The sequence below is a fragment of the Stenotrophomonas sp. STEN013 genome (assembly GCF_056760355.1).
On the sequence record NZ_JBRREO010000004.1, the window covers coordinates 216,343 to 237,743 of the forward strand.

Here is a 21,401-nt window from a genome sequence, read left to right on the forward strand (position 1 = left end):
TTAGTCGAACCCGGTGCCGTATTCGACCATCGTCTAACCCGGGGGGCAGCGCGCGGTGGAGCGTATGCGGCACACTTGGGAAGTTCCGGCTGTGCCACAAACACAGCTCCCCCATTGGTTACAAGTGCAAAGGTGAGGGTTGCCATGACTGATGTTTATCCCGTTGATCCCGCATTCGCCGCGAAGGCGCGGATCGACAAGAACACGTACCAGCAGCTGTACCGCGAATCGGTGGAAAACCCCGACGTGTTCTGGGCCAAGGCCGCCGAGCGCCTGGACTGGTTTGTAAAGCCGACCAAGATCAAGAACGTCAGCTACCAGCTTGATGATTTCCGCATCAAGTGGTTCGAGGACGGCGAACTCAACGTCAGCGTGAACTGCCTGGACCGGCAGCTGGCTACCCGCGGCGACAAGACCGCGCTGCTGTTCGAACCCGACAGCCCGGACAGCCCGGCGCAGAAGGTCAGCTACCGCGAGCTGTACGAACGCGTGTGCCGCCTGGGCAACGCGCTGCGTGCGCTGGGCATCAAGAAGGGCGACCGCGTCACCATCTACCTGCCGATGATCGTCGATGCCGCCGTGGCGATGCTGGCCTGCGCCCGCGTCGGTGCGATCCACTCGGTGGTGTTCGGTGGCTTTGCCGCCAACTCCATCGCCGACCGCGTCGGTGACTGCGGCAGCAAGCTGATCATCACCGCCGATGAAGGCCTGCGCGGTGGCAAGAAGGTGCCGCTCAAAGCCAACGTCGACGCCGCGCTGAAGCTGCCGGGCACCCACACCGTGGAAACCGTGCTGGTGGTGCGCCATACCGGCGCGGCGGTGGACATGCAGGCCCCGCGCGACCGCTGGTTCCACGACGTGGTCGATACCCAGCCGGCGGTGTGCGAACCGGAGCGCATGAACGCCGAAGATCCGCTGTTCATCCTCTACACCTCCGGCTCCACCGGCAAACCCAAGGGCGTGCTGCACACCAGCGCCGGCTACCTGCTGTACGCGGCCTACACCCATGAAGCGGTGTTCGACCTGCGCGAGGACGACATCTACTGGTGCACCGCCGATGTGGGCTGGGTCACCGGCCACAGCTATATCGTCTACGGCCCGCTGGCCAACGGCGCCACCTCGGTGATGTTCGAAGGCGTGCCGAACTACCCCGACACCTCGCGTTTCTGGGAGGTGATCGACAAGCACCAGGTCACCATCTTCTACACCGCGCCGACGGCGATCCGTGCGCTGATGCGCGAGGGCGAGGCACCGGTCAAGCGCACCTCGCGCAAGAGCCTGCGCCTGCTCGGCAGTGTCGGCGAGCCGATCAATCCGGAAGCCTGGCGCTGGTACTACGAGGTGGTGGGCGATGCGCGCTGCCCGATCGTGGATACCTGGTGGCAGACCGAGACCGGCGGCATCCTGATCTCGCCGCTGCCCGGCGCGATCGACCTGAAGCCGGGCTCGGCCACGCTGCCGTTCTTCGGCGTGCAGCCGGCACTGGTCAACGCCGACGGCGAAATCCAGCACGGTGCGGCCGAAGGCAACCTGATCATCCGCGACTCCTGGCCGGGGCAGATGCGCAGCGTCTACGGCGACCACCAGCGCTTCATCGACACCTACTTCCGCACCTACCCGGGCAGCTACTTCACCGGCGACGGCTGCCGTCGCGACGCCGACGGCTACTACTGGATCACCGGCCGCGTCGATGACGTGATCAACGTCTCCGGCCACCGCATCGGCACCGCCGAGGTCGAAAGCGCGCTGGTCAGCCATCCGAAGGTGGCCGAAGCGGCCGTGGTCGGTTTCCCGCACGACATCAAGGGCCAGGGCATCTACGCCTACGTCACCCTGGTGGCGGGCGAGGCGCAGACCGAGGAGCTGCTCAAGGAACTGGTGGTGTGGGTGCGCAAGGAGATCGGCCCGATCGCCGCACCGGACCACCTGCAATGGGCGCCGGGTCTACCCAAGACCCGCTCGGGCAAGATCATGCGCCGCATCCTGCGCAAGATCGCCGAGAACGCGCCGGACCAGCTGGGCGACACCTCCACCCTGGCCGATCCCTCGGTCGTGGCCTCGCTGGTGGAAGAACGCAAAGTGAAGTGACGTTCGACCACGCCGGCGCGCCGCGGTGCGCCGGCTGCCGGTCCGCGCGGAGGGCGTGGACCGGTATGCCCTGCCGTTATCCTGTTCCACCGGAAGGGCGCACCCCCTTCCCCCGCATTGGACCTTACATGCCCACCCTCCTGATCGCCGATGACCATCCCCTGTTCCGCGAAGCCCTCAAGGGCGCGGTGCAACGGATCATTGCCGGCGTGCAGCTGCTGGAGGCCGACAGCGTGGAAGCGCTGTACGCGCTGGCCGAACAGCATCCCGATGCCGACCTGGTGCTGATGGATCTGAACATGCCCGGCGCGCAGGGCTTCAACGCGCTGGTGCACCTGCGCGCGTTGCATCCGCAGCTGCCGATCGTGGTGGTATCCGCCCGCGAGGAGCCCACGGTGATGCGCCGCGCGCTGGACCATGGCGCGTTCGGTTTCATTCCCAAATCCGCCGACTCGGACACCATCGGCCACGCGCTGGGCACGATCCTGGACGGCGAGCGCTGGGCGCCGGCCGAGGCGTACAACGTGCCGCCCACGCCGAACGAGGAGCGCGAGGTCGGCCAGCGCCTGCGCGAGCTCACCCCGCAGCAGTTCCGGGTGTTGCAGATGCTCGGCGTCGGCCGCCTGAACAAGCAGATCGCCTACGATCTGGGCGTGTCCGAAGCCACCATCAAGGCCCATGTCACCGCGATCCTGCGCAAACTCGGCGTCACCAACCGCACCCAGGCGGTGCTGATGGCCGGCAAGCTGGCCATCGACGACGACAGCATCGTGCTGCCGCCGGAAGAGGACTGAGGCGTCCGGCACACGCCCTGACAGAGCCGGTCCGGTCCCCGGGCTGCTACAATCCGCGCTCCCTTGGGGAGTAGCCTGCTTCCAGCAATGGAAGCGCCCACGTCAACATACTCGGCCAGTGCGCCGTGGCGTGGGCAGCCAGATCCGGTTGGCGAGACCAGCGGCCTGCGTGCGCAACGACGGTTGGGCGCCACGCGGGTCGTTCGTGTCCGCCCAACCAGGTAATCCAGATGTCCCCTCTTTCGATTGTTCTCATCGGCTTTGCCATGTCCACCGATGCCTTTGCCGCGGCGGTCGGCAAAGGTGCGGCGATGCGCAAACCGCGCCTGCCCGATGCCTTGCGCGCCGGCCTGATCTTCGGCGTGATCGAAGCCATCACCCCGGTCATCGGCTGGCTGCTCGGCCGCGCCGCCTCGCAGTATGTGGAAGCCTTCGACCACTGGATCGCGTTCGGCCTGCTCGGTGTGCTCGGCGTGCACATGATCGTGGCCGGGCTCAAACCCGATGACGGGGAGGACGCCGGCAGCCCGGAAAGCGGCAAGGCGCGGCACGGTTTCTGGGCACTGGCCGCCACCGGCTTTGCCACCAGCATCGACGCGATGGCCATCGGCGTGGGTCTGGCGTTCCTGGATGTGCATATCGGCGTGGTCGCGCTGGTGATCGGCCTGTGCACGCTGACCATGGTGACGCTGGGCATCATGCTCGGCCGCGTGCTGGGCGCACTGGCCGGCAAACGCGCCGAGATCATCGGCGGCGTGATCCTGATCGTGATCGGCAGCTCGATCCTCTACCAGCACCTGGGCGGCGCGGCCTGAGCCGTCAGGGCGGAACGATCCGCGCCGGCTACTTGCGGCGCGGCTCGTGCAGGGCGGTGAGGAAGGCGCGCAGCGAGGCCGGCTTGACCGGCTTGGTCAGCACCCGGTAGCCGCGCTCGCGCGCCAGCCGCTTCAGTTCGTCGCGGCCGTCGGCGGTGAGCAGCGCGCCCGGCAGCGGCCGGCCGGCGGCCTCGCGCAGCGCCACCAGCGTATCCAGGCCATCCAGGCGGTCATGCAGGTGGTAGTCCACCAGCATCACATCGGGTTGTTCGGCCAGCTTCTGCAGCGCCATGTCCACGGTGCTGGCGGCGATCACCTGCACCTTCCAGCGGCCCAGCAGCGCGCGCATGCCGTCCAGGATCTCCTGGTCGTTGTCCACGCACAGCACGCGCATGCCGGCCAGCGAATCGTCATTGCCGAATACCGAGGACGCCCGTGGCACCGGCGGCGGTGCCGCCGGCGTCGGCACCCGCGGCAGGGTGATGGAGAACATGCTGCCGTGACCGGGCTGGCTGCGCGCGTTGAGCGCGTGGTCGAGCAGGCGCGAGATGCGCTGGCAGATCGACAACCCCAGCCCCAGCCCCTGCTCGCCCCAGTCGAACGGCTGCTGGTAACGGTGGAACTCGGTGAAGATCTGCTGCATGTGGTGTTCGGGAATGCCCGGGCCGGTATCCCAGACCTGAAGTTCCACCTGCCCACCGCGCACCCGCAACGCCAGCACGATGCGGCCGCTGCGGGTGTAGCGCAGCGCATTGGCCATGAAATTCTGCAGCACCCGCCGCAGCAGCCGGCGGTCACTGCGCACCCAGGCCGGACGCGCGAACACGTGCAGGCGCAGGCCGCGCCCGGCGGCAATGGGCGTGTACTGCGCGGCCAGCTCGCGCACCAGCACGCTGGCGTCGAACTCGCTGAGGGTCGGGCGCAGGCCGCCGGCATCGAGCCGCGACACGTCCAGCAGACCGTCGAGCAGCTCCTCGGCCGCGCGCAGCGAGGCGTCCACGCGCTCGGCCAGGTGCCGCTGCTCGTCGCTCTCATGCAGGCTGTCGCGCAGCGCCGAGGCGAACAGCCGCGCCGCGTTCAGCGGTTGCAGCACGTCGTGGCTGATCGCGGCCAGGAAGCGGGTCTTGGACTGCTGCGCGGCCTCGGCCGCCCGCGAGCGCTCGGCCACGCGCTGCTCCAGCGTCTCGTTGGCTTCCCGCAGCGCCTGTTCGGCCTGCTTGAAATCGGTGATGTCGTTGTAGCTGGTGACATAGCCACCGCCCGGCAGCGCCTGGCCACGCAGCTCGATCACCTTGCCGTCGGCACCGGTGCGCTCGAACACATGCGGCGAGCCGGCGCGCATGTAGCCGATACGGCGGTTGATCTGGATCTCGATATCGCCCTCGCCCAGCTCGCCGCGCTCGGCGTTGTAGCGGATCAGGTCCGCCACCGGACGACCGACGTAGAGCATGCCGTCGGGGTAGCCGAACATCTGCTGGTAACGGCGGTTCCACGCGGTCAGGCGCATCTCCGGATCGACCACGCTGACCCCGCCGCTGATGTTCTCCAGCGTGGTGGAGAGGATCTCGCGGTTGAAACGCAGCTCCTGGCCGGCCTCGTCCAGCACCGCCACCACCTCACCCAGGTCCATGCCCGAGCCACGCAGCAGGCTGGTCAGCAGCAACCGCGCCGAGGCCGCACCGATGGACGCGGCCAGCAGGCGTTCGGTGAACTGCACCCAGACGCGGTCGGCGGCCGCGGCCGGCTGCAGTTCGCGGCGCAGGGACTGGGCCTGTTCGGCGAAGGAACGGCGGGCGCGGTTGTCGCCGATCACCCGGGTGGCCAGCGCCAGCAGATCGCGTACCTTGATGTGTGCCGGCCAATCGCCGGCCACCACCGGGCGCTTGGCGTAAGGATCCAGGAACGGTGCCGCGCGCAGGCGTTCGGCCACATCCGGACGCCAGCGCATCGACACCAGCAGCATCGTGGCGGTGTTGAGCAGCAGCGACCAGAAGGTGCCGTGGGTCAGCGGATCCCAGCCGGCCAGCCCGAACAGCTGTTGCGGCCGCAGCCAGTCGATGCCGAACGGCCCGGTCCGCAACAGGCTCTGGTCCAGCCAGCCGCCCTGCGCCAGCGCTGGCACCAGCAGCGTGTACACCCACACGCAGAAGCCGGCCACCATGCCGGTTTCCACGCCGCGCCGGCTGGCGCCGCGCCAGTACAGGCCGCCGATCAGGCCCGGGGCGAACTGCGCCACCGCCGCAAACGCCATCAGTCCGTAAGTGGCGAGCATGGTGTCGTTGCTGCTGCCGCGGTAATAGCCGTAGGCCACCAGCGCCAGCAGCAGGATCGCCAGGCGGCGGATCCACAGCACCCGTGAGGCGACGCTGGCCGCTTCGCGGTGGTCGCCACTGCGCCGCAGCAGCAGCGGCATCACCAGGTCGTTGCTGATCATCGTCGCCAGCGCGATCGAGGAGACGATGACCATGCCGGTGGCCGCGGAGAAGCCGCCGACATAGGCCACCAGCGCCAGCGCGGTGTTGCCGCCGGCCATCGGCAGCGCCAGCACCAGGGTGTCATCGGACGCCAGACCGGTGCCGAACAGGGCCGCGCCGGCGCTGGCGATAGGCACGATCATCAGCGAGATCAGCACCAGATAGCCGCCGAACATCCAGCGCGCGCGGCGCACGTCACCGGCATCGGCGCATTCCACCACCGCCACGTGGAACTGCCGCGGCAGGCAGATCAGCGCCAGGAAGCTGAGCAGGGTCTGCGAGACGAAACCCACCGGTGGCATGCCCTCGAACAGGGCGCGGGCCGAACGCACCACCGAATCGCCACGGTCGGCCAGCCAGACATAGGCGAACACGCCCACCGCCACGATCGCCAGCAGCTTGATCATCGATTCCAGCGCGATCGCCAGCATCATCCCGTAGTGGTGCTCGGTGGCATCGACCTGGCGGGTGCCGAACAGGATCGCGAACAGCGCCATCAGCAGGGCCACATACAGCGCCGGATCGGTGAACACACCGCTGCCGGCGGCATTGCCGGTCAGCACCTGCAGGCTCATCGCCACCGCCTTGTACTGCAGCGCCAGATACGGCACCACGCCGACCAGCGCGATCAGCGCCACCAGCGCCGCCAACCGCCGCGAGCGGCCGAAACGTGAGGAGATGAAGTCGGCGATGGAGACCACGTTCTCGCTGCGCGCGATCAGCGCCAGCCGCTCGATGATGCGCCAGCCGAAGATCAGCATCAGCAGCGGACCCAGATAGATCGGCAGGTAGCCCACGCCGTAGCGCACCGCGCTGCCGACGCCGCCGTAGAAGGTCCACGACGAGCAGTACACCGCCAGCGCCAGGCTGTAGACCACCGGCCGCAGCCACGGCCGGTCCGGGTACAGCGGACGGCGGTCACCCCACCAGGCCACGCCGAACAGCAGCGCGGCATAGCCGAGTGAGACCAGTAGCAGGATCCAGCTGGAGACCAAGAACACTTCCCGTGCGACGGAGCGCGCCCAGTGTAGCCATTCCGCCGGCCGCCACGTCCCTGCCCCGCTGCTGAATCGAGGCGACGCACACGCCGGCAGCGGTACTTCCTGCAAGACCAATGCGCGCCCGCAAACGCCAACGCCCCGGCAGGACCGGGGCGTTGGGGGGGAACCGCGGGCGCGGAATTACTGCGCCAGCTGGAACTGCACTTCCACGCGGCGGTTGGGCAGCAGGCATTCCAGCAAGGCCGCACGCGGCTTCACGCCGTCGCACTGCTGCACCTGCTGGGTGTCGCCGCGGTACTCGTAGCTGATCCGGGCCGGATCGATACCACGGCCAATCAGCAGCTCGCGCACGGTCTGCGCCCGCCGCTGCGACAGGCCCTGGTTGTAGTCGAAGCCGCGGCCCTGCATGCGGTCGGCATGCCCGACCAGGGTCACCCCGGCCAACTCGCGCTTCTCGCTCTCGATGGTGGCCAGCGCACGGTCCACGCTTTCCAGCGAGTAGGTGCGGATGTCGCGGTACTGGTCACGGTCGAACTCGAACACGACATTGGCGATCAGCGGGCCCATTACCGGGGCCGGACCTGCGACCGGGCCGCCCGGATCGACACCGCACAGGCGCGCGGCGGCCTCGGCCTCGTTGACCAGGTCCTCGGCGATCTGGATGTAGGGCTTGGAGTGGCGCCACTGCTGCTGGTTGAACTCGTTGCCGGCGTGCACCAGCTCGACCTCGCCGCAGGCCACCTTCTGCGCGGCGCAGGCAAAGCCCGGCGTACCGTGGATGACCTTCAGCCGCTGCCACAGGTCGGCGCGCAGGTACTTGGCGTCGTTGACCAGGGCGGTGTCGGTGGGGATCGGTGAAACCCCGTTCTCCATGTCCACGATCAGCTTCTCCGACTCGGTCAGCGCTTCCTGCGGGAACGCGCTGCGGTCGTTGCGGGTGTATTCGTGGAAGGACACGTCCAGCCAGCACTGCGCCTTGGACAGGTGGTAGTCGCGGATCGGGCGACCGCCGTCGTTGAGCGCCTGGATGCGGCCCTGCGTGGCCTCGTAGGACGCCAGGTCGGCATGGATCGCCTCGTCGCTGATGCGCCTGGCCTGCGGGTTGAGCTGGGTCTGCTGGGCGCCGGCGACACCGCTGACGGCAGCCAGGACAGCACCGGCCAGCAGCGTGCGGAACGAACGGTTGTTGATGTGCATAAGGGTCATGGTGTCGTCCTCAGCGGGTCGGATCGCGGTAGCGGACCGGGTCCCGACGGAAAAGGTCTTCGTCGAACTTGAAGCGCAGACGCAGGAACAGGCCCTGCTGCGTGTACTCGTAGCCATTGAGATCGCGATCGCCCGCAAAGCCGGTCCAGTTGTAACCGGCCGACAGCCACAGGTTCTGCCGCAGCAGGCGGCCCACTTCCATGCCGTAGGCGTACTGGTTGGCACCCTGCTGGCCACGGAAGGTCGAGCCGAGCACACCGATATCCCAGTTCTCGGTGATGTCGTAGACGATGCGACCGGATACCAGCACCGCGTTGAAGCTGCTGTTGACGCGGCTGCCGTCGCCATAGGCGAACTGGTCGCGCTGCCACTTGCCGGCGATGCGCCCGGTCAGCCACCACGGCCGCGACGGGTGCCAGTCGGCATGGGTGGAGACGATATGCGCTCGCGTGCGCACATCCTGGCTGGTGCCATTGACCACGTCGCCGTCGAGCAGGGTCAAGCCGCTTTCATCACGCTCGAGCTTGTACTCGTAGCGCATCAGCGCATTGACCCGGTTGCGGTCGGTGTCGCGGTAGGCCAGGCCCAGCTGGAAGCGGTCCTGCAGCACATCGCCGCGTTCCTCGTAGTTGGTCGCCAGCAGGTAGTTGCGGCCGAGCAGGGTCCAGTCGCGGCTGAGCTTGCGCGCGAGCATGAACTGCAGCAGCGAGGTCGTGAACGCCTCGTTGCTGTCCACGGTGCCGGGCACATCCTCGGAGATGCGGTGCTCGGCACGGATCGCACCGCGCCACAGCGGATTGGCGCTGTAGTCCAGCGCCAGCGCCAGGCCGGTGCTGTCGCCGGTATCACCGGCCACCACGTTGACGCGCTCGATCGAGCTGCTCAGGCGCAGGCCCTGGGCGATATCCCAGTTGTTGCGGATGCCCGAGGCGGCCTGCACGTCGCGGCCACTGACCGCATCCCGCAGGCGGTACTCGGAGAACGCCTGAGTGTCGCGGAGGTAGCTGCTGTCGATACCGAACACCAGCGCATCGGCCTCGCGGTCGGTGGTGGTGATGCCATAGGCGCTGGTCAGGCCGGTCTGCTTCTCGTAGCGGCCATACAGGCGGCTGCGCTCGAACAGCTGGTAGTCCACGCCAGCGGCAACGCGTTTACGGTCCTCGCCACTGACGCTCTGCTCCACTTCCGCCCCACCGCTGAAGCGGTCATTGAAACGGTAGCCCAGGCCGAGGCGGGCGCTGTCCGATTCCAGCTCGGTGCCGACCGGCAGGTCGCTGGTGATCGGGCTGCCGCTGGAGGAGCCGTTGATCACCATCAGGCCGGTAGCAGGATCCAGTGCCTGCTGGCCGTAGCCCAGTGCACCGCCACCGGAACCGGTAGCGAAGCCGCCGGTCAGGCCGCCCATCTGCCCGAACGGTGCGCCCGAGGACCACGGCGAGGTCACGCCGATGGTCTCGCGGATGCTGCGCAGGCCGACGTCCACGGTCAGCCGTTCGGTGGCACCGATGCGCACGCCGGCGCCGCCGGCATCACGTTTGCCGCCGTCGGGATTGCGGTCTTCGCTGCGCAGGGCTTCCACGTACAGCTCCAGGCGCGGACCCACGGCATAGGACATGCGGCCGCTGTATTCGCCACGGCCGCCGTACAGCGGCGAGGCCGGGTTGTTGAACGCCGGGTCGGTGCGCGCACCGAACAGGCGCGCGTCGAACCTGGCGCCGTCGTGGGCGAACTCGACGCGCCAGGCATCGCCTTCGACTTCGCCCACCACGTCCTTCAGGCCCTGCGAGGTCACCTGGTTGAGCGAGTTGGTGTTGACCTCGCTCCGGGTGCGGGCGAACTCGGCCACCAGCGCGGTGTTCTCACCGAAACGGTAACCGGCGTTGACGCTGCCCATCTTGAAGGCGGCATACGGGTTGCGATCTTCCACCGCAGAGGCGCCCACTTCCAGCTTGTCGGTCAGCTTGTACTGGCCATCGGCCCCGACCACCCAGAACTTCTCGGTCTGCTGATCGAGTTCATAGGTGATGCGCAGCGAGACCGGGTTGAGGTCACTGTCGAAGGACGGCAGGAACTGGTTGAGCAGGATGCGCCCGGAGAACGGCTCGAAGCTGTAATCCACCAGCCGCGCCAGCGGCTTGACCGAAACGATGCGGGTGGGCTGGTTGCGGTCGCGCACGATCATTTCCACGCGCTCGCTGCCTTCCAGCACCGCGTTGTTGCGCAGCGCATAGGGGCCACTGCCCTGGCTGCGGAACTCCTCGATGATCTGGCGCAGCGAATCTTCGATGGCGAACACGTTGCTACGCACGCGCTCGCTTTCGAAATGCCAGCCCAGGCCGGTGGCGGTGCGGTTATAGGTGCTCAGGCTGCGCTGCGGGATTGGCCCGCTGCCGCCCACGCCGGTGACCGTGGCCAGCGTGTCGCCGGTCTGGAAGTCGCCGTACAGCAGGTAGCTGCGCTTGTTGTCGATACGCACGTACAGGCGTTCGGCCGAGCGCGCATCGAAGCCGCGCAGCGAGGAGTCGCCGTAGACCGGATAGAACTCCTCCGGCTGGATGTCGCGCAGCAGCCGGCCGCGCACGTCCTTGTCCGAGTCGTAGGCGGCGGTGAGCAGGTACTCGCCCTTGATCTGGCCCTTGACGAAGAACGCGGTGCGCGCACTGGCGTTGGCCTTGCCGTTGTTGAACTGCTTTTCCCAGCGGCGGATGTCGCGGTCGAACGCATCGTGGTGCTGGACCGGCGAGATCAGGCTGGCGTTGGTTTTGTTGCGGAAATTGACGATGCCTTCGATCAGGCCGGTGGCCAGCAGCTCGCGCATTTCCGGCAGGAAGCCGAGCGTGCCTTCGGCGGTCTGGCCGCCGGCGGTGATGCGCAGCAGCACGTCCTGCGGATCGTGCGGGGCGATCAGGTCGAACTCGGCCACGCCGTTTTCCACCTCGAGCTGGATGCCCGGCATCACCTTGTCGGCGTCGGTCGCGCCCGGACCGAACTCGTCGGTGCGCGAACCCGGCAGACGGATGCGGCCACCGCTGTGCTCGATGGTGGCGAACGCCTTGCCGGCCAGCGGCTTGTCGTCGGCACCGAGCAACCGCACGGTGATGTGCACCGGGGTCTGGCCATCGGCCGGCACACCGTCACGCTCCACTTCCACCGAGACCCGGTCGACAGCGGCATTGCGGCTGTAGTCGGCCTGGCCCGAACGGGCCGCGACCACTTCCGGCGGCGTGTCGGTGGTGACCAGCGAACGCGGATACAGCGTGGTGGCATCACCCAGCACCGGGGTGAAGCGGGTGCTGCTGCCCACGTTCTGGGCCAGCGCCGGCGCAGCCGCCGTTGCCAGTGCGCAGGCCAGCAGGCTCAGGCGCGGGGTCTTGCGCAGGGCGCGGCTCATGGCTGCACCTCCTGCGCGGCGGCCGCCGGGGGCGGGTTGGGTCGGGGTTGCACGATCGGTCTCTGGTTGGCCGAGTCCGTGGCCTGTTGCGGCGCACGGGCGGGCTTGCTGTCAAAGCGCAGCGGCGACTGCCCGGCTTCAGTCTCCGGCGCGCGCACCTCACCCTGGGTGCGGCGGGCCTTGACCTGTTCCAGCAGCGGGTTGGAGCAGCTGCCCTCAACGAAGTCGGCACGGTGCAGCTCGCCGTTCTTCAGGTCCAGGAACAGGCTGTCGGCATCGCCGAGGTTGCGGTTGGAGCTGGTGGTCAGGCGCGAGCCCACCGGCAGGGTGGACGGATCCACCTTCAGGGTGTGGCTCTGCGGCGGCAGGCCGCAGTAGCTGTACTTGCCCTCGGAATCGGAAACCATCCAGGTGCCGTTGGAGAAGTACAGGCGCACGCCCGGGATACCCAGCTCTTCTTCGTCCTGCACGTGGTTGTTGTTGCAGTCCACGAACACCTTGCCCAGCACACAGGCTTCCTCGGTGAACACGCCACCGGTGACACGCACGCGGTACTCGGCACGGTTGGACGGGATCGAACCCGGCAGCGGCGTCAGCCCGACCGGATCGATACAGCCGCCGGCGATGGAACAGCCATGGGCCTGCGCGCGGTTGACGCCATCGCCCTGCTGCGCACCCACCCCGACACGGACACGGTAGGTCAGCACCAGCTGGCCACCGACGTCGATGCCGCCCAGGTCGAAGCCCAGACGCGGGCCCGGACGACCCAGCGGATCGGCCACCGCACGGCCACCGACGCGGCCGGTGCCCTCGATGTAGGTGAAGCCGCGCGGCAGCGTGTCGACGATGTTCACCGTTTGCAGCGCACTGCCGGCGGTCTGCCGCACGGTGATGGTGTACTGCACGGTGTCACCGATCTCGGCGGTCTGGCGGTCACCGGTCTTGGTGATCACCAGGCCGGTGGCTTCGGCCGTATCCAGCGGGATGTGGTTGTGGATGATGCCGGCCGTGGCCGAACCGGAGAACAGGGTCAACCAGTACTGCGTGGCCGTGCCGACCGCACCGGTCGGCGCGGTGGCCTGCGGCTGCACCAGGTGGTTGCTGCCCTGCGCACCCGGCGGCGACAAGGAGCCGTCCTGCGGCGGAATCATCGACGACACGAACTGGTAGCCACCCGGCGGGGTCACCGTCAGGCGGAATTCGCAACGCGCCGGCGCGGCCGGACCGAACACGAACTGGTAATAGCCGTTGCTGCCGACCGTCATCGAGATCGCATTGCCTTCCACCGTGTAACCACCGGCGGCGGCGTTGAGCACCGCGCTCAGCGGGTCGTAGCCGTTGCACACGCCCACCGGGGTCAGGGTGACGATCGAACCGGGCACCGGATCGCGGGTGGTGGCGTCATACACCACACCCGACGGATCCACCGGCAGGCTCTGCTGCGGTAGGTGTTCGCCCGGCTTGAGCACGACCTGCAGCTGGCTGCTGCCGTTGTCGCTGGTGCGGCAGGTACTGGCATGGCCATTGGCCAGGGCGCTGTCCACATCGCAGCTGACACCGTGGCCGGCGGTATTTTCCTGGCTGACCGGCCAGGCCCAGATCACGCCCGAGCTCGGGTCGCGGAACTGGATGTGCCAGGTCACGCCCGGCACCACATCACCGAAGTGGTAGCTGCCGTCGGCCGCCGTGGTGGTGGTCCGGGTCACCGCACCCGTCGCCGGGTCGACCAGTTCCACGATCCACGAATGCAGTCGGTCGTCGCCGCCATCGAGCAGCGCATCGTCATTGCCGATGTCGAACCACACCGTGCCGCCGACCGAGGCCGCAAGCTGCACTTCGTTGGGCACCCGGCAGGCGTTCTGGGTGATCGTCGCATCGCAGACCGGCAGGCCGTTGATATCGCCTTCGAAGGTGCTGCGCTCGGTAGGGGTCGGGGTACGGAACTCGTTCTCGCCGCCACCTTCGATCAGCACCGCATTGTTGACGGTGCCGGCCTTGGCCGCCTCGGCGTTGACGTTCACCTTGACGGTGATCTCCGACAGCGAGGTGGCACCGGCGTTGACCACTTCCGCGCTGCGGCATTCAAAACGCGTATCGCCCACCGCACCGGAACACGTCCAGCCGTTGCCGGCCGGTACGTCGGCCAGGGTCAGGCCCACCGGCAGGCGATCCTTGACCACGTACTCGCCAAAGGACGGCTTCTGCCCGCCGTTGCGGACACGGATGGTGTAGGTCGCCACATTGTTGACGGTGAACTTCACCGTGCTGGACGACTTGCTCACCCGCATGTCCGGCGAATCACCGATCTCGCCGAAGTTGTTGTTGACCGAATCGCCGCCGATGGGCAAAACGAGCTGGCCGATCTTGGACGGGGTGGTTTCCTTGCCGGTGGCCACACCCACGCTGGTGCCGTCGATGGTGCCGGCGGTGGTGATGCCGTTGAGGGTTTCCGGCGGCTGGTTCGGCTCGATCACCTCATAGGTGCCCGGACGCAGGCCGTCGAAACGGTAGTTGCCGTCGGCATCGGTGGTGGTGCTCAGCTTGACCGGGTTGCCCAGGTCATCGGTGCCCACCAGCTCGATCACCACAGTGGCAATACCGCCCTCGTCGTTCTCGGCGATGCCGTTGTCGTTGCTGTCGTTGTAGACCTTGCCGCTGATCGCACCAACCGGAATCTCGCCGAAGTTGTTGTTCTGCGAAACCTCGCCCACCCCCACGGTGATCGTGGTGATGGTCGACGGGTTGGCGTCGGTGGCGCTGCCGGCGGTCGAGCCGGCGCCACCGGTGGTGCCCGGCACGGTCTGGCCGTCGGCAGTGCCTTCCGGCTGCCTGCTCTCGGTCACCGTATAGGTGCCCGGCGGCAGGTTGCTGAAGCTGTACTCGCCATTGGCATCGGTCACCACGGTGACCGGGGTGACCGGCTCGCCATTGATGTCGGTACCGGTCAGCACCATTTCCACACCCGGCAGGCCCTTCTCGCCCGGATCCACCACGCCATCGTTGTTGCGGTCTTCCCAGACCTTGCCAGTGACGCCGCTGTTGGTCGGCAGCTCGCCGAACAGGTTGTCCACCGAGGCACTGCCCGGAACACTCAGGTCAATGGTGGCAATCGCGCTGGGGGTGGTGGTCACCGGGGTGGCGGTGCCACTGCGGGTGCCGTCCACGGTACCGGCGGTGGTGATGCCGTTGGCGGTGCCGGCCGGCTGGGTCGGTTCGGTCAGGGTGTAGCTGCCCGGACGCAGGCCCTCGAAACGGAAGGTGCCGTCAGCGGCCGTGGTGGTGCTCAGGCTGACGGCCTGCCCCAGGTCATCGGTACCGGTCAGGGTGATTTCCACACCGCCAATGCCGGTTTCGGCCACGCCGGCCATCGTGCCGTCGTTGTTGACGTCAAAGAACACGGTGCCCGACGCGGCCACCGGCAGGATCTCGGCAAAGTCATTGCCCAGCGAGGCCTTGCCAGCCGGCAGCACGATGCCGCTGATGCTGCTGGGCACGGTGCTGACTGCCGTGGCGGTACCGACGGTCAGGCCGTCGATGCTGCCGGCGGTGGTCACGCCGTTGAGGGTGGTGGTGCCGTTGTAGACCGGCTGCGCGGCCTGCTGGGTCAGCGTGTAGTTGCCGGCCTGCAGGTCATCGAAGCGGTAGCTGCCATCGGCGGCCGTGGTTGCACTGGTCAGCGTATTGCCCAGCGCATCCACGGTGCCGGCAGGCAGGCTGACCTGCACGCCCGGCAGCGCCGGCTCGCCGGCATCACGCACACCGTTGTTGTTGCTGTCCAGGTAAACCATGCCAGCCAGCGACGCGGCCAGCTCGCCGAAGTTGTTGTCGGTCGAACCGGTGCTGGGCAGGTTGGTGATGCTGATCAGGTTGCCGCTGTTTTCCTGGCCATCGGCCAGACCGGCCGGCTGGGTTTCAGTGATGCGGTAATCCTGGCCAGCCACCGCGCCGCCATAGCTGTAGTTGCCATTGGCATCGGTGGTGACGGTGGCGGTGGTGTCATCGGCGGTGCCGAACACGCCATCCGGGCCGGCACCTTCAATGGTGATGGTCACCCCGCCGATACCCGGCTCGCTGCCGGCCTGCTGGTCGCCATCGTCATTGCGGTCCAGGTAAACCGTACCGCTGATCACGGCATTGGCCAGTTCACCGAACAGGTAGCCGGTGGCCTGCTGGCCGGCACCGAGGCTGATGCCGCTGATGACGTTGGCCACGGCGTTGCTGCCCGGCACCACGCCATTGCCGGCGGTGTGCTTGCCATCCAGGTAAGCACCCGGCTGGGTTTCGGTCAGCACGTAGCCTTGGGCATCGGCCGGCATCAGGTCATCGAAGCGGTAGCTGCCATCGGCCACGGTGGTGGCGGTCTTGTTGACCGGGTTGCCGTTGAGGTCGGTACCGGTCAGGGTCAGGACCACGCCCTGGATCGGCTGCTCGCTGTTTTCAAACAGACCGTTGTTGTTGTTGGCGGCGATGGCCGAGAAATCCTCGAACACGAAGCCGGCCAGGCTGCCCAGACGTTCGCCGAAGTTGTTGCCCGACGAGCCAGCCAGCGGCAGGTTGTTGATGGTGATCCGGTTGCCTGGATTTTCCTGCCCGTTGGCATACCCGGACGGCTGCACTTCCACCACGATGTAATTCTTGCCGACCACCAGCTCGGCAAAGCTGTAGCTGCCATCGGTAGCGGTGGTGGTGGTGGCGATGACCGTGCCGTTGCCATCCTCCAGATTGATGGTGACCCCGGCAATGCCGACATCACCGGCGCCGTTGTCCAGGCTGCCGTTGTCATTGCGGTCCAGGTAGACGGTGCCGCTGATCGAGGTCACCGCGTCCTCACCGAAATTGAAGTTGATGCCATCAAAGCCGGCGGACAGGTCAATGTTGCTGATGCGGTCGGTGCTGACGGCATCACCGCCTACCCCGCTGCCGGCCACACAGCCACCTGCCGCACAGGCCTGACCGTTGATGGTGCCCGGGTTGATCGCACTGGGACGGTTGCGGTAGCCACCGGTCGGCAGTACCTCACGCAGCGTGTAGGTGATTTCCGGATCCAGATCGTTGAAGCGGTAGTTGCCGGTGGCATCGGTGATGCCGGTGGCGATCACACTGCCGTCGGCGGCGTTGAGCAGCTCCACGGTGGCGCCGGCAATCGGCGTATCGGTGCCACTGGTGTAGGTGTCATTGAAGTTGACATCGACATACACCACACCGGACAGGCTGGGACGGCGCACTTCAGGGAAGTCGTAACGCACCGCGTCCACGCCGCCGCCCAGCACGATTGCGCTGTAGCTGGAATCGGCCGAGCCCCCTCCACGGGCGTAGTCGCCGCCTTCGCTGGGCGCATTGGCCCCACTGGTCGGCGGGGCGACCGGGCCGTTGCTGTGGCTGGCCGGCTGGGTCTGGGTAATGGTGTACCCGTCGACAGCGGATGGCGGAAGGTCGATGAACTTGTAGTTGCCCGCACTGTCGGTGGTGGCGGTCTTGCTGACCGGGTTGCCCCACTGGTCATTGCCGCTCAGGGTCACGGTGACCCCGGACAAGCCGGTTTCCGCGCCCTGGAAAATGCCGCCGTTGCCGCCCGCACGGTCACTGTCCTCGAACACGCGCCCGGCCAGCGAGGACACCTTGATGTCGTTGGTGACGGTGCTGCCATCGTTGCCCGGGGTCGGGTCGACCTGCTCGGTCTTCAGGGTCACGCTGTTGCTGCCCTTGCCATTGGCCGGCAGGGTCACCCAGCGTGCCGGAATCAGCACACGCGCCTTGCCGTCCAGGGCAAGGTCGCCGAGCTGGCAGGTCAGGGTACGCCCGGCCTGTGCACAGGTACCGGTACCGGCAGCGGCCAGGTCGCCGTCATTGCTCGGCGTCGGCGAGTCGATCTTGCGCCAGGTCACCTGTGCGCCCTCGATCAGCTCCAGGCCAGCGGCCAGCACGTCGGTCACCACGGTCCCGGTGCCATTGAGCGGGCTGCTGCCATTGCGGTCAACCGAACGGCTGTGGCCCGGGCCCAGGTTGGTGATGTCCAGCACATACCACAGCGGCTGGAACAGGAAAGCCTCGGTGTTGGCCGTGATGGCCACCGACGGGTCGGCGTCCGGCGCACTGGTGGTCATCAGCTTGACCACCTGCAGGTCAGAGCGGGTGCGGATCGAGGTGGTCTGCTCGGCCTTGTTGTTGCTGCTGTCGGTTTCGGTCTCGTTGGAAACGGTCTGGACCTTGTTGACGATGGTGGCACCACTGGCCGGCGGCGCGGTCAGGTACTCATACACCAGGTACAGGTAGCTGGTCTGGTTCACCGCGATCTGGCCACTGCCGGCGATGCCGACACCGGCATTGGGCATGCTGCAGCGCAGGGTCTGCTCACCGCCCAGCGCCGTCGGGTTGGCACCACTGATCACCTGGCACGGTGCACCGGCATCGCCGATGTCCACCACCGGGCCGCTGGGCACAGTCAAGCTGCCTCCCTGGCTGCCCAGCAGCCGGATCTGCGCGCCCACCGGGGCCTGGATGGTGTCCTCAATGTAGGTACCGGTGGCCAGCGAAGGGCCAGCATTACGCACCGCAATGCGGTACTTCAGGATGTTGTTGGCGTTCTGACCCGGGCGCGAGTCAAAACCGAGCGGGTCAATGCCGCCGGTAAAGCCCCTGTCTTCCTTTTCAACCGACAGGTCCACTCGACCGGCCTGGAATACCAGGCTCGCGCTCTGGCTGTCATCGGCGGTGCTGGTGTTGTGGTTGAACGGAATGCCGTTGGCATCGGTGCCGGTGGCCGGGTCGGCCACGCCGTCACCATCACGGTCCAAGAAGAAGTCCGCCACGTTGGTGAAGGTCCGCCCGGTATTGAGCGCATCCACATTCGGGCGGATCTTGATCGTCAGGTTGCGGGCTTCATCGCCCACCAGCGTGACCGGCGTACAGGTGATGGCCAGGGTTGCGGGTGAGGCCGAGGTGTTGGCATAGGACATACCGCCGGCTGCCGGGGTCGCCACGATGCCCGTCGCCAGCGGTGTCAGCACCGAACAGCTGCTGCCAGGCTTGGAGCTGAGCGCCGAGATCAGCACGAACCCCGCATCGTCGGCCGGCAGCGTGAACACATCACGCATCACCACACCGGGCGCGGTCGACGCCTGGGTGTTGCGGTAACCGATGACGTAGGTGGTTTCCACGCCCGCACGGCCCGGGTTGCCCGAGGTGATGGTCTTGCCGGTGGTGGCCACATTGGTCACCGGGTAAACGGCAAACCAGTCGCTGGCGCGGTCATCGGTCGTGTTGGTCGTGCCGATGGCGCTGGCAACCTTCAGGTCAATACCGACGCCGGCGGTGTTGCAGAAGCGCCCGGCCACATTGCCGGTGCAGGCACTGGCCGCCTGGCCCAGGCTGTCGGCCAGCGGGCGGGGAGCTCGCACGGTGACCGTGAATGCGTTGGCAAGGCTCGGCAGCAGCAAGGTGGTGCCCGAGGCACAGCTGAAGCTGCCGCCATTGGTGATGCAGTTCCAGGCCGGGTTGCTCTGGCTGACAATGGCCAACTTCCCACCGGCATGGCCGGGCAGGGTGTCATTGATCACCACACCACCGGTGGCGGCGCTGTCGTCCGAGCTGTGGACACTGATGGTGAAGTCCACATGGGTATCGTTGATGTTGACGATATTGTCCGCATCGCCCGCGGCATTGGTGCGCTTGCTGATTTTCAGGTCAACGTAGCCATTGGTGGCGGTGGCGCCCGCACCAGTACAGTTGTTGGCCAGGTTCGGGTCGCGATTGACCCCGCCGGCAGTCAGCGGCGGAAGGCTGCCGCCCGCCCCGCCCGTACACACGGTGTTGCGCAGTTCACCCACCACCAGCGGCAGGGTGTGAAGCCTCAAACCGGCTGTGGCGTCCTTGGCCACCGGATAGCCGCTGACCATGTCGCAGGTCACCACCTGCTGGCTGCCGGCCGTATAGGCCGAATCGACCGAACACTGCCAGTTGCCGACGGTCACCGGGATGCCCGGCAGCAGCTCGTTGCCGGCTGCATCCACCCACTTTTCGCCAACGGCCAAGGTTTCCACCACCTGCAAATCGCCGCTCACCGCCCGCGGTCCACCGTTGGTCACTGTGATGTCCGAGGTCCAGATGCTGTCGGCCAGCGGCTGGCCCGGCTTCCACACCGGCACCCGTTCCTTGGTCTTGCTCTTGCCGATGCTCAGGTCGGCGCCGTCGGCCAGCACGTCGAAGGTGGCCGAACCCTGGTTGTCCTTGCCCTGGTCGAACGGGTCCGGGGTATCACTGCTGATGGTGGCGGTATTGGTGACCTTGCCGCTGGCATCCAGCGGCACCGTCGCCACGATGGTGATGACCTGCTGCTCATCCTTGGCCATGCTGCCAAGGGTGCAGTTCACCGTCGTGCCGCCGGTGCAGCTGCCCTTGCCGGGGGTGGCACTGACAAATGCAAAACCTGCCGGCAGCGTGTCGGTCACCTGCACATTGCTGGCGGCACTGGGGCCCATGTTGCGCGCGGTCAGGGTGAAGGTGACCGCCTCACCGGCAATCGCCGGTAGCGGGGCAGCGGTCTTGGTCAGGGTCAGGTCGGCACCGGTGGTGACATTGGTGGTCACCGTGTCGCTGTTGTTGTCCGGGTTGTTGTCCGGATACTTGCCTGCACCGGTGGCAACCACCGCGCCATTGGTCACCGTGCCACTGCCGACATTGGCCTTGGCCTTGAAGGTGTAAGTGGCCGAGGCCCCCACGGCCAAGATGCCGTTGTAGGTACCGTTGGCGCCGTCAAAAACCCAGCCGGCGCCAGCGGCCGAGCCGGCCACGAAGCTGGTGTTGCTGTCCAGGCTGTCGGTCACCTTGAACCCGGTTGCCGCCGATGGACCGTGGTTGGTCACGCTCAGGGTGTAGGTCACCTCACCGCCACCGACCACCGGGTCGGGCGTAGCGGTCTTGTCCAGTGCCAAGTCGGTGGCTTCGGTCAGCGTGGTGCTCTGGCTGAGCACGTTGTTGGCCTGGTTGGTGTCCTTGTCGGTGCCGACACCGAAGAAGGCGTCACCCTCAGACAATCCGCTGAGTGGCGTGGTGGCCGCCGGCGCGTTGGCCGCATAGCCAACGGCCGCGTGCACCGTCATTCCCGCTACCGGACGCCCCAGAGTGGTCACCGGCAGGATGAAGTCATGCGGTGCATCCAGTGCGCTCATTGACGCCGGGTTGAGGCAGGTCACGCGGGTGCCGCCGTTGCTGCCCGGTTCGGAGGTGCAGAACGGCGGCGCACTGGACGCCAGCGCAGCACCGGCCGGCATGTCGAACAGGGTGACCGTACCGGCGGCAGCGCCGGTGGCGCCGTTGGTCACACTGACCGTGTAATTGACAACCGTGCCCACCGGGCTGGGGTCAAAGCCGGTGTCCGAGAACTCGCTCACCTGCAGGTCCACCGCCAGTGCCGAGAACGGCATGGCAAGCAGGGTGGTCAGCACGGCCGCATTGCGCCGCCGCAGTGCTGGCAGCACTGCGTTGAGCCGGCGTCGCAACTGCTTCCAGATGGCCCGGGCATCATGCACCGGGGCCGTCACTGCATCGGAGTTGTGTGCGGCCATATCCTGCTCGAACTGGTTGTTCACCGGGCAAACCTCTTGCAAACGCTGCGCTCTCGGGCCGCCCCGCTG

At 67.2% G+C, this 21,401-nt stretch carries 7 protein-coding genes and 1 riboswitch; of the genes, 3 read left to right on the top strand and 4 right to left on the bottom strand.

Going from position 1 to position 21,401, the window contains the following annotated elements; translation table 11 throughout:
- The first annotated feature begins 144 nt into the window (after positions 1-144).
- The 3 genes from acs to ACVOMH_RS10730 all read left to right on the top strand — a co-directional run bounded on the left by acs (position 145) and on the right by ACVOMH_RS10730 (position 3,697).
- Positions 145-2,088 (top strand): acetate--CoA ligase, encoded by a 1,944-nt coding sequence (gene acs / locus ACVOMH_RS10720; protein ID WP_054658385.1) that lies wholly within the window; start codon positions 145-147, stop codon positions 2,086-2,088.
- Positions 2,089-2,216: 128 nt separating this feature from the next.
- Positions 2,217-2,882: a response regulator transcription factor gene (locus ACVOMH_RS10725; RefSeq protein WP_481551948.1), complete on the top strand. Its 666-nt coding sequence runs from the start codon at positions 2,217-2,219 to the stop codon at positions 2,880-2,882.
- 58 nt (positions 2,883-2,940) lie between these two features.
- Positions 2,941-3,105, top strand: a riboswitch (yybP-ykoY riboswitch).
- A gap of 7 nt (positions 3,106-3,112) precedes the next feature.
- Positions 3,113-3,697, top strand: coding sequence for a manganese efflux pump MntP (locus tag ACVOMH_RS10730; RefSeq protein WP_057505683.1), 585 nt, complete (start codon positions 3,113-3,115; stop codon positions 3,695-3,697).
- 28 nt (positions 3,698-3,725) lie between these two features.
- Here the strand turns inward: ACVOMH_RS10730 and ACVOMH_RS10735 are convergent, their stop codons facing one another.
- The 4 genes from ACVOMH_RS10735 to ACVOMH_RS10750 form a co-directional block, all read right to left on the bottom strand.
- On the bottom strand, positions 3,726-7,166 hold the full coding sequence (locus tag ACVOMH_RS10735) for a hybrid sensor histidine kinase/response regulator (RefSeq protein WP_481551949.1): 3,441 nt from the start codon (positions 7,164-7,166) through the stop codon (positions 3,726-3,728).
- 186 nt (positions 7,167-7,352) lie between these two features.
- Positions 7,353-8,378, bottom strand: a complete 1,026-nt coding sequence (locus tag ACVOMH_RS10740) for an OmpA family protein (RefSeq protein ID WP_481551950.1) — start codon at positions 8,376-8,378, stop codon at positions 7,353-7,355.
- Between the two features lie 10 nt (positions 8,379-8,388).
- Positions 8,389-11,769: a hypothetical protein gene (locus ACVOMH_RS10745; RefSeq protein WP_481551951.1), complete on the bottom strand. Its 3,381-nt coding sequence runs from the start codon at positions 11,767-11,769 to the stop codon at positions 8,389-8,391.
- The gene (locus ACVOMH_RS10750; RefSeq protein ID WP_481551952.1) at positions 11,766-21,356 is read right to left on the bottom strand and encodes an SdrD B-like domain-containing protein; all 9,591 of its coding nucleotides are present in this window, start codon (positions 21,354-21,356) and stop codon (positions 11,766-11,768) included. The genes ACVOMH_RS10745 and ACVOMH_RS10750 overlap by 4 nt, the downstream gene beginning before the upstream one ends.
- Positions 21,357-21,401: the final 45 nt, after the last annotated feature.

Coding starts and splice junctions, on each gene's coding strand:
- acs (WP_054658385.1), top strand. CDS start 145: ATGACTGATGTTTATCCCGTTGATCCCGCATTCGCCGCGAAGGCGCGG.
- ACVOMH_RS10725 (WP_481551948.1), top strand. CDS start 2,217: ATGCCCACCCTCCTGATCGCCGATGACCATCCCCTGTTCCGCGAAGCC.
- ACVOMH_RS10730 (WP_057505683.1), top strand. CDS start 3,113: ATGTCCCCTCTTTCGATTGTTCTCATCGGCTTTGCCATGTCCACCGAT.
- ACVOMH_RS10740 (WP_481551950.1), bottom strand. CDS start 8,378: ATGACCCTTATGCACATCAACAACCGTTCGTTCCGCACGCTGCTGGCC.
- ACVOMH_RS10745 (WP_481551951.1), bottom strand. CDS start 11,769: ATGAGCCGCGCCCTGCGCAAGACCCCGCGCCTGAGCCTGCTGGCCTGC.